We start from the raw sequence: 13494 nt of genomic DNA, 5'->3' as shown, positions 1-13494 counted from the left end.
GCCATCGCCGGACCCGGCATCCGCGGCGGGGGTCGACGCATCCGTGTCGGCGTTGCCGTTGGCATCGGCATGGCCCGTCGCGGACTGGCCGCCGCGGGTGCGGCGTCGTTGCCGGTTGCTGTTGCGCTGCTGCGCGGGCTCGTCGCCATTGCGACCACCCGACTCGCCATTGCGACCACCCGACTCGCCATTGCGGCCGCCCGACTCGCCATTGCGGCCGCCCGACGCCGTGCGCTTGACCGGCGATTTCTTCGGGGCCCCGATGGAGCCCTGGATGTCGGTCGGAATGTCCAGCTCGATGTAGACGTGCGGCGAGTTGGAGTAGGTCTCAGCCGGGTCCGGGCAGTTCAGCCCGAGCGCCTTGTCGATCATCGTCCAGCGGGCCAGCTCGTCCCAGTCGACCAGCGTGACCGCGATGCCGGTCTTGCCGGCCCGGCCGGTGCGGCCGATGCGGTGCACGTAGGTGTTCTCGTCGTCCGGGCACTGGTAGTTGATGACGTGGGTGATGTCGTCGATGTCGATCCCGCGGGCCGCCACGTCGGTGGCGACCAGCACGTCGATGGCGCCGGTGCGGAACTGCTTGAGCGCCTTCTCGCGGGCGATCTGACCCAGGTCGCCGTGCACGGCGCCGACGGCGAAACCGCGTTCGGCCAGCTCGTCGGCGACCTTCTGGGCGGTGCGTTTGGTGCGAGTGAAGATCATCGTCGCGCCGCGCCCGCGCGCCTGCAGCACCCGGCTGACCAGCTCGACCTTGTCCATCGCGTGCGCGCGGTAGGCGTACTGCTTGGTCAGGTCGTGCACGGCCGAGGAGTGCGGCGCCTCGGCGCGGATGTGGGTGGGCTGGTTCATGAAGGTGCGGGCCAGCGTGATGATCGGGTCCGGCATGGTCGCTGAGAACAGCATCGCCTGCCGCTCGTCGGGGATCTGGCGCAGAATTCTTTCGATGTCGGGCAGGAAGCCCAGGTCGAGCATCTCGTCGGCCTCGTCGAGCACCAGCACCGACAGGCCGCCGAGCTGCAGGTGTCCCTGCTGGGCCAGGTCGAGCAACCGCCCGGGCGTCCCGACCACGACGTCGGCGCCGGCGCGCAGCGCCTCGATCTGCGGCTCGTATGGCCGGCCGCCGTAGATGCAGACCACCGACAGCTTTCGCTCGTCGTCGGTGGTCAGGTACTTGGCGGCGGTGGACAGGTCACCGTAGACCTGCAGGCACAGTTCGCGGGTAGGCACCACGATCAGTGCCCGGGGGATGCCGGACAGGGGCCGATCGGGCCCCGCAGTGGTGATCCGCTGCAGCAGCGGCACGCCGAACGCGAACGTCTTGCCCATTCCGGTGCGGGCTTGCCCGATCAGGTCGTCGCCGGTGAGTGCCAGCGGCAGCGTCAATTCCTGGATGGCAAAGGGGTGTTCGACGCCTTCCTCTTTCAGTGCCTGGACGATTTCGTCGCGGACACCGAGGTCGGCAAAGGTGGTCTCGGCTGCGGCTCGGTTGGGTGTGATGAGTGGAGTCATGCGTGAAGCACGTATGCCTTTCGGGTTCGTATTCGATTTGTCAATCGTTGCGGTCACGCGCGCACCAGTTGACTGTCGAATACGTTGCCGATTCGCGGGCCCTGCGCTTACTGAGGCGGGCCAACTGCGTGCACGCACATTGCTAGGGCAGCGGTGGTACGGATCTACCGCCGTCACCCGGATTGATTGTAGCTGGTGGGTCCCCGTGGCGATCGCCAGCGCGGCTTTGCCGCGCGCAGCGGGTCGCCACGGATGGCACCTAGAGTGTTGGCATGACTCCGCTTTCGCCGGGCGACACGCTGGCTGATCCGCCTCCGCCACGCCTGCCCGCGGACCATCCCGGCGTCAACGAATTGTTCGCGATCTTGGCCTACGGCGAGGTCGCGGCGTTCTACCGGCTCACCGAAGAGGCGCGGATGGCGCCTGATCTGCGGGGCCGGATCTCGATGGCGAGCATGGCGGCAGCTGAGATGGGGCACTACGAGTTGCTCCACGACACCTTGGAGAGCCGCGGCGTCGATGTGGTGCCGGCGATTTCGAAGTACGCCTCCGCCCTTGACGGCTACCACCGGCTCACCACGCCGAGCACCTGGCTGGAAGCTTTGGTTAAGACCTACGTCGGTGATTCGCTGGCCGCCGACTTCTATCTGCAGATCGCCGACGGGCTGCCCGACGAGGTTGCCGACGTCGTGCGCGCGACGATGGCTGAGACCGGACACTCGCAGTTCGTCATCGCCGAGGTGCGCGCAGCGGTGACCAAGAGCGGCAGACAGCGCAGCCGGCTGGCGTTGTGGTCACGGCGTCTGCTGGGCGAAGCGATCACCCAGGCCCAGTACGTGCTGGCCGAACACGACGAGCTGGTCGACCTGGTGGTGTCGAGAACCGACGGGTTGACGCAATTGGCCGGTTTCTTCGAACGGCTTCAGCGCCTGCACGATGACCGGATGCGCGAGCTGGGCCTGGCCTAGCGGCTGCAGGTCGCGATCATCGCGCTGCTCGTCGAGATCGCCACGTTCTGACCCACGCCATCGCTGATCGAGCAGTTGAGGTGGCCGGTCAGGCTCGTCGCCACGACGGATCTGACACCGACTCCCGGGTTCAGCACAACGGTCCTGGACCACGGCAGCGACACGTTGAAGTCGGTCTGCGGCGCACCCGTCGCGTCGGTGTAGACGACGGTGACCAGGTCGAGAAGACCCTTGGTGCCGGTGACCCGATAAACAAAGGTGCGCTCGGCGACGTCCGGCGGCACCGCCGGGACAGCGACGGGCGGCGGGGTCTCCGTCGGCGTGGTGCTGGTGGCCGTCGGGCTCGGTTGACGCGAAGGGGGCGTGACGGTGGTGACCGTCTCGGGCGGCAGGACCGGCACCAAGCTGGGCCGCGGTGACGCGCTACGGCTTGGTGGCACCACCACGGTGGCTGATGTCGACGCGCTGTCGCCGCCGTTGACGATCACGACGGTGGCGATGACGGCGAGCACGAAGACGATGCCGGCGATCGCCGCGATCGGGCGCCAGCGCTCCTCGGGGTGTGCATCATCGCCGTCGGCGTAGATGTCGTCGACGGTCTCGTCATCTGAGTAGTCCTGGAGCTCGTGGCCCAGGTATTCCGTGGTGCTGATGATGCAGATGGTATCGGTGTGACACCTGCTCGAAGCCGAGTGCGCAGGCGTGTCAGGTCACGATTTGCCAACGGAGGCCGGTTTCCCCGGCGCTCGCGAATCCTTGCCGGCGACCGGCTTTCCGCGCACTCACCGGGCGTCCACTAGCCTTGTCGAAGCATCGACTAACGAGGATCGGGAAGGGGCCGGCGTGGAGGTCAAGATCGGTATCACAGACAGCCCGCGCGAGCTGGTCTTCAACACCGCGCAAACACCCAGCGAGGTCGAAGAACTCGTCACCGCCGCGCTGGGCAAGAGCTCCGATGTGCTCGCCCTGACCGACGACAAGGGCCGCCGCTTCGTGGTCAACTCGGCCAAGATCGCCTACGTCGAGATCGGCGCCGCGGACTCGCGGCGCGTCGGCTTCGGGATCGGAAGCGTCGCCGCTAAGAGCGGGTAAGCGGCACGTGTGACAGGCCGCCCCAGGCGAACTGCACGGTGCCGTCAACGGCGTCGTCCTTGGTGATCGGCCGATCAGAGTCCAGCCAGTACCTGGCGCAGTCGACGCTGACCCCGACCAGACCCACGGCGATCATCCGGGCGCGGTGCGGGTCCAACCCGGAGTCGGCGCTGATCAGGTCGAAGACCGCGTCGATGCACGACTCGGTGGCGACTCGTACCTGTACCGCAACCTGAGGCTCGGTGATGTTGTCGTTCTCGAAGATCAACCGGTAGCCCTGGCCGTCGTGCTCGATGAAGTCGAAGAAGGCCTGCACGGCCGACCGCAGCCGTTGCCGGTTGTCGGTGGTGGTTCGCAGGGCTTGGCGCACGCCGGACACCAAATTCTCGACATGGCGCGCCAAGACCGCTAGGTACAGCTCCAATTTGCTCGAAAAGTGTTGGTAAAGAACGGGTTTGCTGACGCCGGCGCGCTCGGCGATCTCGTCCATTCCGGCGGCGTGGTAGCCGCGGTCGACGAAAATGTCGCTGGCAGCCATGAGCAATTGGCCCCGACGCTCGTCACGAGGCAGTCGGTTGCCGCGCCGAGCAGAGGTGCCGGGCTTCACCCCACTCCGTCCGGCGGCGTTGGCAAGATCGCTCATCCATTCCTCAATCTGCTTGTCATAGCGCCGGTGTTTGCGAGTGCGCTGTTGATCGCAAGAACACTACTACCCGCCTCGCATTTTCGATCACCAGTCACGGCTTGAATGTCGGCAGGGCGGCGTCTCACGAGGGCGTTCGGGCGCGCCGAGAGTCCCAGCTAGCGGCGTTTGTGCCATCCTGGGAAAGTGACCTTCGACCCCGACCGGCGCGGGGGCAACCGGACACCGGTTCTTCGCGACGACTGGCGAGAACCGCTGCGCGCCCAACGGGACCCGTTGGCGTGGGGTGGCGAAGGAAGGGTCCGGTCGAACCGGGACACGAACCGTTTCCGGAAACAGACCTGGCTGGGACGGTTCGTGTCGACCTACGGCTGGCGCGCGTACGCGCTGCCGGTGCTGGTTGCCGTCACCGGGGTGGTGCTCTACCAGACCGTCACCGGGACCAGCGCGTCCGCGCCCGCGTCCGGGCAGCCGATTCAGGGGCCGCCGAAGATCGGCGCGGTGGGCACGGTGATCGTCGATGCCCCGCCCCGCGGTCTGACCCAGTTCGACGCCAGCCTGCCAACCGGGATGCTGCCCAATGGCGGCCCGTTCACCGGCGCAGGCGCCAAGTCCTGGCATATGGTCCCGGGCGTCACACCGCAGTTCGGCCAAGGTACGGCGAAGGTCTTCAAGTACACCGTCGAGGTGGAAAACGGCATGGATCCCACCGCGTTCGGTGGTGACGACGCGTTCGCCGCAATGGTCGACCAGACGCTGGCCAATCCGAAGAGCTGGACCCACGACGCACAGTTCGCGTTCGTCAGGGTCGACGCGAATGGCCGAAACAAACCCGATATCCGCATTTCGCTGAGCTCGCCGATGACCGTTCGGGAAGGCTGCGGGTACGAGTTCCCGCTCGAGACGTCCTGCTACAACCCGTCTTACGGGGCCGGGGTCGAGCCGCGAGTCTTCATCAACGAGGCACGCTGGGTGCGCGGCGCGGTGTCCTTCCAGGGCGACGTGGGTTCCTACCGGCAATACCTGATCAACCACGAGGTCGGCCACGCCATCGGCTACCTGCGCCACGAACCCTGCGACAAACAGGGCGCTCTGGCTCCGATCATGATGCAGCAGACGTTCTCCACGTCCGACGACGACAACTCGAAGTTCGACCCGGAATACGTCAAGGCGGACGGCAAGACCTGCCGATTCAACCCCTGGCCGTATCCGATCGCCTAGCCGGGCCATCTGGCCTAGCCTCGGTGGGGTGTTGCCGCCGCTAGTTGAGCCGGCTGCCGAGTTGACCCGCGACGAGGTCGCTCGCTACAGCCGTCATCTCGTCATCCCCGATCTTGGAGTCGACGGGCAGAAGCGGCTGAAGAACGCGCGGGTGCTGGTGATCGGAGCAGGCGGCCTCGGCGCACCCACGCTGCTGTACCTGGCCGCAGCCGGCGTCGGCACGATCGGCATCGTCGACGACGATGTCGTCGAGGAGTCGAACCTGCAACGCCAGATCATCCACGGCGTCTCCGACATCGGCCGGCCCAAGACGCAGTCCGCGCGCGACTCGATCGCCGAGGTGAACCCGCTGGTCGATGTGCGCCTGCACGAGGTTCGGCTGTCCGCGGGCAACGCCGTCGGGATCTTCGAGCACTACGACCTGATCCTCGACGGCACCGACAACTTCGCCACCCGGTATCTGGTCAACGACGCCGCGGTGTTGGCGCACAAGCCCTACGTTTGGGGGTCGATCTACCGGTTCGAAGGTCAGGTGTCCGTGTTCTGGGAGGACGCCCCCGGCGGCCGCGGCCTGAACTACCGCGACCTGTACCCCGAAGCACCCCCACCGGGCCTGGTGCCGTCGTGCGCCGAGGGCGGCGTCCTGGGCGTGCTGTGCGCCTCGATCGCGTCCGTGATGGGCACCGAGGCGATCAAGCTGATCACCGGACTCGGTGAGCCGCTGCTGGGCCGACTGCTGCTGTACGACGCCTTGGCGATGAACTACCGCACGATCGCGATCCGCAAAGATCCGGCCGCGCCGCCGATCACCGGGCTGATCGACTACGAGCGATTCTGCGGAGTCGCCGCCGGACCGGCTGCCGTCGACGCAGCGATCACCCCTGGTGAGCTAAGCGACTTGCTGGGGGCGGGCGACAAGGTCGTGCTGATCGACGTGCGTGAGCCCGCGGAGTGGGAGATCAACCATATCGACGGCGCCTTGCTGATCCCGAACTCGTCGATCAGCTCCGGCGAGGGCCTGTCCCGGCTGCCCCGCGACCGTAGGCCGGTGCTGTATTGCAAGACGGGGGTTCGGTCAGCCGAGGCGTTGATCGCAGTCCGCAACGCCGGGTTTGCCGACGCGGTGCACCTGCGGGGCGGCATCGTGGCCTGGGCGCAGCAGATGCAGCCCGACATGGTGATGTACTGATCCGCCACGCGAAACTGCGAGTTCGTGTCTAGTCCCGGGACTTCGCTGGGCCCGTTTAGGCTAATCGCGTGAGTGTCGACCCGCCGCCGGAGCACGTGCTGTCGGCGTTCGGCTTGAGCGGTGTGCGGCCCGAACCCCTGGGCGCTGCGTGGGAGGGCGGCTGGCGGTGCGGCGAAGTGGTGCTGTCGATGGTCGCCGAGAACGCCCGCGCCGCGTGGTCGGCACGGGTGCGCGAGACGCTGTTCGTCGACGGTGTTCGGCTGGCCCGGCCGGTCCGCTCGACTGATGGAAGGTACGTGGTCTCCGGTTGGCGAGCAGACACTTTCGTGGCCGGCCAGCCCGAGCCGCGGCACGACGAGGTGGTGTCGGCCGCGGTGCGGCTACACGAGGCCACCGGCAAGCTGGAACGGCCGCGTTTTCTGACGCAGGGACCCACCGCGCCGTGGGCCGACGTCGACGTCTTCATCGCCGCCGACCGTGCCGCCTGGGAAGATCGGCCGCTACAGTCGGTGCCGGCGGCGGCCCGCTCGGCATCTCCCACCGCGGACGGGCAGCGGTCGGTCGAGTTGATCAATCAGCTTGCCGGGCTGCGCCGCCCGACCAAGAGCCCCAACCAGCTGGTCGACGGCGATCTCTACGGCACGGTCCTGTTCGCGGGCGCCGCCGCCCCGGGCATCACGGACATCACGCCGTATTGGCGGCCCGCGTCGTGGGCGGCGGGAGTGGTCGTCGTCGACGCGTTGTCGTGGGGCGAGGCCGACGAGGGCCTCATCGACCGATGGAACGCGCTTCCGGAGTGGCCGCAGATGTTGTTGCGCGCGTTGATGTTCCGGCTCGCGGTCCATGCGTTGCATCCGCGTTCGACGGCTGCCGCCTTCCCTGGCCTGGCGCGCACCGCCGCGTTGGTGCGACTGGTCCTCTAGTATCCTGAGTCATTAATTCGTCGACTCGCCGATGGCCGCAGGGTCGACGCCAAATGGGTAATTTGGACGCCGAGATCGACATTACCGCGCAAGTCATTCGGACTTTTCCGCGCCCGCGTCGATCTCGACGAAAGCTCACCAGGAAGCTAATCCGGGAACTCGTAGCGGACGTCGTTGAGCGCGATCTTGCCGTCGACGGCGAGAACCCCCTCCGCGCGAAGCAGTTCCAACTGCCGGGTGGTCAGGTGCCTGGCCGGCCGTCCCGATGCGGTGATCACCCGATGCCAGGGCAGGTCGGACGAGTCGGTGCGCATGATCCATCCGACAATACGCGGGCTGGAAAGCTCTGCGGCAGCGGCGATGTCGCCGTATGTCGATACCCGTCCGGCGGGTATCGAGGCGACCAGCTCGCGCACCCGCTCGACCTGGTGGTCGGTCACCGGTGCCACGGTCAGCCCATCCGTTCGCGGATCAGTGCGGCGACTTCGGCCGGTTTGATCTCGGCCACCATGTGATCGCAGTCGAACGTGAGAAGCCGAAAATCGGCGGCCAACTGCTCGTGCAGTGCATCGACCAGTCGGTCGGTGACATACGACGGCGACGTGCGCGCCGCCCGGACAAGGGTCGTACCAATTCTCTTGGGCGGCAACATGATCTCGCGGGCCAGCTCGCTCCAGTAGGCCATCATCGCGGGCAGGCTCAGCCGCCAGGTGCACCGCCCGCCCGGCAACTCGACGAGGTGTTCGTCGAGTTCGGCATCGACCACTGCAGGGTCTACATCCGCCCACGAGCCATTGGTTTTGGCCGCCCGGGCTTCGGCGGCGTTGGAGTAGTCCGGGGAGGCCAGCATCGCGTCGGCGATCTCACGCATCCACTCGCCGTCCAACCCGATGGCCGGGTCGAGTAACACCAGTCCCGCGATTCGGCCGGGGTGGGTGGCGGCCAGGTGCATCGCGACCGCGCATCCGAACGAATGCGCCACCACCACGACGGGGTCGTCGGCCTGATGTTCGAGCAGCTCGGCCAGCGCGGCAACGTTGGCCTCGATCGTCCATGGTGCCGCCCATGACGACCTGCCGTGCCCGATCAGATCGGGTGCGGCAAAGGCGATTTCGGGCAGGTGTTCGCTGGCCAGCGTTTCCCAGCGCTTGCCGTGCCCGGTCAGCCCGTGCAACGCGAGCAGTTGTACGGGACCGGGTGGGCCGAAGCGGTACACGTGCAGGCGGGTCACGCGTTGAATGGTGCCAGCCGGGCGGTCACCCATCGTCGACCGGGCCGACTTGTCGGACCCCCGTGGTGTCATTCCCGTTATGTCTTACCGCTGGGGCTCGGAGGCCCGCACCATGCTCGATCCCGATCTGCGCGGGATGGTGCGCGTGCTCGGTGGGCCGGGAACGGGTAAGAGCTCGTTGCTGATTGACGCCGCGGCCACGCGCATCCATGGGGGCGCCGATCCGGAATCGGTATTGCTGCTGACCGGTTCGGGCCGCATCTCGGCGCAGGCGCGTAGCGCGCTGACGGCGAAGCTGCTGGGCCCCCAGAACATCGGTGCCCGCCCCGCGGTGATCCGGGAGCCGTTGGTGCGCAGCGTGCACAGCTACGCGTTCGCGGTGCTGCGGCTGGCGGCGCAACGCGCCGGCGGTCCGCCGCCCAGGCTGGTCACCAGCGCCGAACAGGATGCCATCATCGCCGACTTGTTGGCCGGTGAGATCGCCGACGGTCCCGATGCGTCGACGCCATGGCCGGCCGAGCTGCGCTTGGCCCTGGGTACTGCCGGTTTCGCCGCCCAATTACGGGAGCTGCTGACCCGTTGCGCCGAACGTGGGGTCGATCCTCAGCAACTCGAGCGGGTGGGCCGGCTGTCAGGTCGTCCAGAATGGGCCGCCGCCGGCCGGTTCGCGCGTAACTACGAACAGGTGATGCTGCTGCGCGCAGCCGCCGGGACGGCAGCTCCGCAGGCGACGACTCCGGCAGTGGGCGCGGCCGAACTGGTCGGGGCCGCACTCGAAGCGTTCGCCGTCGATCCCGAACTGCTGGCGGCCGAACGCGCCCGCATCGGCGTTCTGCTGGTTGACGATGCGCAGCAACTCGATCCGCAGGCCGCCCTGCTGGTGCGGGTGCTGGCTGCCGGTGCGGAACTCACGCTGCTCGCCGGTGACCCGGACCAGGCGGTATTCGGCTTCCGCGGCGCTGAGCCGACCGCGCTGCTGGGTGAGGGCACTCCTGCGGTCACCTTGACGACGTCGTACCGCTGCGCTCCGGCCGTAGCGCGGGCCGTTTCCGGCATCGCCGGGCGGCTTCGCGGCGGCGGCGGAATCGAGGGCACCGGAGAGGATTCGGGTTCGGTGCTGGTGAAGCTCGCAACCTCAGCCAACTCCGAGGCGGCGATGATCGCCGACGTGCTGCGTCGCGCGCACCTCGTCGACGGTGTGCCGTGGTCGCAGATGGCGGTCATCGTCCGGTCGGTGCCGCGCGCCGCCGCCGGCCTGCCGCATGCACTGGCCCGCGCAGGTGTTCCGGTGGCCCCGTTGGCGGTCACCGGCCCGCTGGCTGCGCAACCCGCGGTGCAGGCGCTGCTGACAGTGCTGGCCGCCACCGCCGACGGGCTGAACGGCGAGCAGGCGCTCGCGCTGCTGACCGGGCCGATTGGTCGCGTCGATCCGGTTTCGCTTCGCCAGCTGCGACGGACGCTGCGCCGCGCCGAAACCCAAGGATCCTCAAGGGAATTCGGCGACCTGCTGGTCGATGCGTTGAACGGCGGCTCCACGGCCCGGCTGGCCGCGACTCAGGCCAGGCCGTTGCAGCGGGTCCGCGCGGTGCTGGATGCCGCCGCGGGCTCGCATCGGCGCGGGGAAGACCCGCGCTACACGCTGTGGGCGGCCTGGCACCGCTCTGGTTTGCAACGCCGTTGGCTGACCGCGTGCGAGCGCGGTGGGACGTCGGGTGCGCAGGCCGGCCGTGACCTCGACGCGGTGACGGCACTGTTTGACGCCGGCAACGAGTACCTGTCCCGCACCGCCGGTGCGTCGCTGCGCGGGCTGATCGACCACCTGGTCACGCACCGACTGTTGGCGGCGGGGCCTGCGCCGGCGGCCGCCGCCGAGGAGGTCGCGGTGCTCAGCGCGCACGCGGCGATCGGCCACGAGTGGGATCTCGTGGTTATCGCAGGCCTGCAGGAAGGGTTGTGGCCCAATACGACTCCACGTGGGGGGGTGCTCGGCACACAGCGACTCCTGGACGTGCTGGACGGGGTTGCCGAGAGCGCGTCGATGCGGGCACCGCTGCTCGCCGAGGAGCGGCGACTGCTGGTGGCCGCGATGGGCCGGGCCCGCAGGCGGTTGATCGTGACGGCGGTCGACGGAGAGGCGAACGGCGACGACGAAGCCAACATGCCGTCGCCGTTCTTCGCCGAGATCGCGCAGTGGGCCACCGGATCCGCCGACGCCGCGCTCCAGCCGGTGACGGCGCCTCGAGTGCTGTCGGCGACCGCGGTGGTCGGTCGGCTGCGCGGCGTGGTGTGCGCGCCCCAAGGCGTGGTCAGCGACACGATGCGGAACTGCGCGGCAACACAATTGGCTCGGCTGGCGGCGGCAGGCGTGCCGAGCGCCGACCCGGCCGGCTGGTATGGCATGTCACCGGTTAGTACCACCGAACCGATGTGGAGCGGCGACGACCATATCGTCACGCTGACCCCGTCAAGCCTGCAGACGTTGACCGACTGCCCGCTGCGCTGGCTGGCCGAGCGACACGGCGGGACCGATCCCCGCGATCTGGGGTCAACGGTCGGTTCGGTGCTGCACGCGCTGATCGCCCAACCGGCTGGCGGCGAGGCTGAACTGCTGGCTGCCCTGGAGCGGGCATGGCAGCAGTTGCCGTTCGAATCGCAGTGGTATTCGGCCAACGAGCTGGCCAGGCATCGGGCGATGATCGAGACGTTCCTGACTTGGCGGGCGCAAACCCGCGGTGAGCTGACTGAGGTCGGCGTCGAGGTCGACGTCGACGGTGTCCTGGATGGCGGTGTCATCGACCGCGGGGTGCGGCTGCTAGGCCGGGTCGACCGGATCGAACGCGACGCCGCGGGCCGGCTGGTGATCGTCGATGTCAAGACCGGCAAGACACCGGTGAGCAAGGACGATGCGCAGCGGCACGCCCAGCTGGCGGCCTATCAGCTCGCGGTGGCCGAGGGCCTGGTGGCTCACGGTGACGAACCCGGCGGCGGGCGGCTGGTCTACCTGGGGAAGACGGGCGCGGCAGGTGCCACCGAACGCGAGCAGGACTCGTTGACACCCGAAGCGCGTCAACACTGGCGGAAAAGCATCCGCGACGCGGCCGATGCGACGGCCGGGCCGCAGTTCGTCGCCCGAATCAACGACGGCTGCGCGCACTGCCCGCTGCGGCCAAGCTGCCCCGCCCACACGGGCATCGACGGAAAGGGGTCGCTATGACCGCCCTGGCATCGGTGTCAGCACGCTACAGCCCTTGCGAATTAGCAAGCGCACTAGGTCTTTTCGAGCCCACTGCGGAACAGGCGGCGGTCATCGCCGCGCCACCGGGACCGCTGGTTGTCATCGCGGGCGCGGGCGCCGGAAAAACCGAGACGATGGCGGCACGGGTGGTGTGGTTGGTGGCCAACGGCTATGCCGAGCCGGGCCAGGTGCTCGGTCTGACCTTCACCCGCAAGGCGGCCGGACAGCTGCTACGACGGGTGAGGTCCAGGCTGGCCCGGCTTGCCGGCACCGGATTGATCGTCGGCAGCCAGGCCGGTCTGCCGGTCGACGAGCCCGGCGGTGCGCCGGTGGTCGGCACCTATCACGCCTTCGCGGGCCAACTGCTGCGCGAATACGGTTTGCTCTCAACGGGTGTTGGGCACGCGCCGATCGAACCCGACACGCGGCTGCTCAGCGAGACTGAGCTCTGGCAGCTGGCCTTCGACGTCGTCAACGCATACTCCGGTGAGCTGCGCACCGAGAAGAACCCGGCCGCGGTCACCGCGATGGTGCTGCGGCTGTCGGGTCAACTCGCCGAGCATCTGGTTGACACCGACCAGCTCCGCGATACCCATGTCGAGCTCGAACGGCTGGTGCACACCTTGCCCGCCGGCCCTTACCAGCGGGACCGCGGCCCGAGCCAGTGGTTGCTGCGAATGTTGTCCACCCAAGCCGAGCGCACCGAGCTGGTGCCGCTGATCGACGCCCTGCACCGGCGGATGCGGGCGGAGAAGGTGATGGACTTCGGCGGCCAGATGGCCTCGGCCGCGCGGTTGGTCTCGGCGGTCCCGCAGGTCGGTCAGCAGTTGCGCAGTCGCTACCGAGTGGTACTGCTCGATGAATACCAGGACACCGGATACGCCCAGCGCGTCCTGTTGTCGTCGCTGTTCGGCGGCGGCGTCGACGAAGAACTGGCGTTGACCGCCGTCGGCGACCCGATCCAGTCCATCTACGGCTGGCGCGGCGCCTCGGCGACCAACCTGCCGCGGTTCACCACTGACTTCCCGCTGCCCGAAGGCACCCCCGCGCCGGTGCTGGAGCTGCGGACCAGCTGGCGCAACCCACCGTCGGCCTTGCACGTCGCCAACGCCGTCTCGGCGGAAGCCCGACAACGATCGGTGGCGGTGCGTGCGCTTCGCTCCCGTCCCAACGCCGAACCCGGCACGGTGCGCTGTGCGTTGTTGCCCGATGTGCAGGCCGAACGGGAGTGGGTCGCCAATCATCTGCAGCAGCGCTACCAGCAGGCCGCCGCCGACGGCGTCGCGCCGCCGACCGCGGCGGTTCTGTTGCGCCGCAACGCCGATGCGGCACCTATCGCCACCGCGCTGCGCGCTCGCGGTGTCCCGGTGGAAGTGGTCGGACTGGCCGGCTTGCTCTCGGTGCCTGAAGTGGCCGACGTGGTCGCGATGCTGCGCTTGGTCGCTGACCCGACGGCCGGTGCGGCCGCCATGCGGGTCCTCAC

At 68.4% G+C, this 13494-nt stretch carries 12 protein-coding genes; 7 read left to right on the top strand and 5 right to left on the bottom strand.

Annotated elements, in window-relative coordinates:
- The coding region (locus WAN02_RS15160; protein ID WP_422265023.1) for a DEAD/DEAH box helicase at window positions 1-1509 on the bottom strand (1509 nt) is incomplete at its 3' end.
- A 272-nt stretch (window positions 1510-1781) separates the two neighbouring features.
- Between WAN02_RS15160 and WAN02_RS15155 the strand changes: the two genes are divergently transcribed.
- Window positions 1782-2477, top strand: a complete 696-nt coding sequence (locus WAN02_RS15155) for a ferritin-like fold-containing protein (RefSeq protein WP_422265022.1) — start codon at window positions 1782-1784, stop codon at window positions 2475-2477.
- Here WAN02_RS15155 and WAN02_RS15150 read toward each other — a convergent pair.
- Window positions 2474-2989, bottom strand: a complete 516-nt coding sequence (locus WAN02_RS15150) for an MmpS family transport accessory protein (RefSeq protein ID WP_422265021.1) — start codon at window positions 2987-2989, stop codon at window positions 2474-2476. The genes WAN02_RS15155 and WAN02_RS15150 overlap by 4 nt on opposite strands.
- Window positions 2990-3320: 331 nt before the next feature.
- On the opposite strand from WAN02_RS15150, the gene WAN02_RS15145 reads away from it, so the two are divergent.
- Window positions 3321-3569: a DUF3107 domain-containing protein gene (locus tag WAN02_RS15145; protein ID WP_422265020.1), complete on the top strand. Its 249-nt coding sequence runs from the start codon at window positions 3321-3323 to the stop codon at window positions 3567-3569.
- Here the strand turns inward: WAN02_RS15145 and WAN02_RS15140 are convergent.
- Entirely contained in the window at window positions 3556-4212 is a 657-nt protein-coding gene (locus tag WAN02_RS15140; protein ID WP_422265019.1) for a TetR/AcrR family transcriptional regulator, read from the bottom strand. The two genes, WAN02_RS15145 and WAN02_RS15140, sit on opposite strands and share 14 nt — an antisense overlap.
- A gap of 168 nt (window positions 4213-4380) precedes the next feature.
- On the opposite strand from WAN02_RS15140, the gene WAN02_RS15135 reads away from it, so the two are divergent.
- The 3 genes from WAN02_RS15135 to WAN02_RS15125 all read left to right on the top strand — a co-directional run bounded on the left by WAN02_RS15135 (window position 4381) and on the right by WAN02_RS15125 (window position 7545).
- Window positions 4381-5433, top strand: a complete 1053-nt coding sequence (locus tag WAN02_RS15135; protein ID WP_422265018.1) for a DUF3152 domain-containing protein — start codon at window positions 4381-4383, stop codon at window positions 5431-5433.
- Between the two features lie 28 nt (window positions 5434-5461).
- Window positions 5462-6622 carry an adenylyltransferase/sulfurtransferase MoeZ gene (gene moeZ / locus WAN02_RS15130; protein ID WP_422265017.1) on the top strand — a complete coding sequence of 387 codons (1161 nt, stop codon included), beginning with the start codon at window positions 5462-5464 and terminating at the stop codon, window positions 6620-6622.
- A gap of 68 nt (window positions 6623-6690) precedes the next feature.
- Window positions 6691-7545 (top strand): TIGR02569 family protein, encoded by an 855-nt coding sequence (locus tag WAN02_RS15125; protein WP_422265016.1) that lies wholly within the window; start codon window positions 6691-6693, stop codon window positions 7543-7545.
- Between the two features lie 146 nt (window positions 7546-7691).
- Here WAN02_RS15125 and WAN02_RS15120 read toward each other — a convergent pair whose 3' ends face one another.
- The gene (locus WAN02_RS15120) at window positions 7692-7994 is read right to left on the bottom strand and encodes an MGMT family protein (RefSeq protein ID WP_422265015.1); all 303 of its coding nucleotides are present in this window, start codon (window positions 7992-7994) and stop codon (window positions 7692-7694) included.
- Between the two features lie 2 nt (window positions 7995-7996).
- Entirely contained in the window at window positions 7997-8809 is an 813-nt protein-coding gene (locus WAN02_RS15115) for an alpha/beta hydrolase (protein WP_422265024.1), read from the bottom strand.
- 46 nt (window positions 8810-8855) lie between these two features.
- Here WAN02_RS15115 and WAN02_RS15110 point away from each other — a divergent pair, with 46 nt between their 5' ends.
- The gene (locus WAN02_RS15110; protein ID WP_422265014.1) at window positions 8856-11990 is read left to right on the top strand and encodes an ATP-dependent helicase; all 3135 of its coding nucleotides are present in this window, start codon (window positions 8856-8858) and stop codon (window positions 11988-11990) included.
- On the top strand, window positions 11987-13494 hold a 1508-nt coding region (locus tag WAN02_RS15105), incomplete at its 3' end, for an ATP-dependent helicase (RefSeq protein WP_422265012.1). The genes WAN02_RS15110 and WAN02_RS15105, both read left to right, overlap by 4 nt.

The organism is Mycobacterium sp. (assembly GCF_049281135.1).
Lineage (GTDB): Bacteria > Actinomycetota > Actinomycetes > Mycobacteriales > Mycobacteriaceae > Mycobacterium.
Note: the sequence above shows the minus strand (reverse complement) of the source record. Positions and strands in the feature narration are given on the sequence as shown.

Bases quoted from the DNA above. Each gene is read 5' to 3' on its own strand.
- WAN02_RS15115 (WP_422265024.1), bottom strand. From the start codon at position 8,809: ATGGGTGACCGCCCGGCTGGCACCATTCAACGCGTGACCCGCCTGCAC.
- WAN02_RS15155 (WP_422265022.1), top strand. From the start codon at position 1,782: ATGACTCCGCTTTCGCCGGGCGACACGCTGGCTGATCCGCCTCCGCCA.
- WAN02_RS15110 (WP_422265014.1), top strand. From the start codon at position 8,856: ATGTCTTACCGCTGGGGCTCGGAGGCCCGCACCATGCTCGATCCCGAT.
- WAN02_RS15140 (WP_422265019.1), bottom strand. From the start codon at position 4,212: ATGAGCGATCTTGCCAACGCCGCCGGACGGAGTGGGGTGAAGCCCGGC.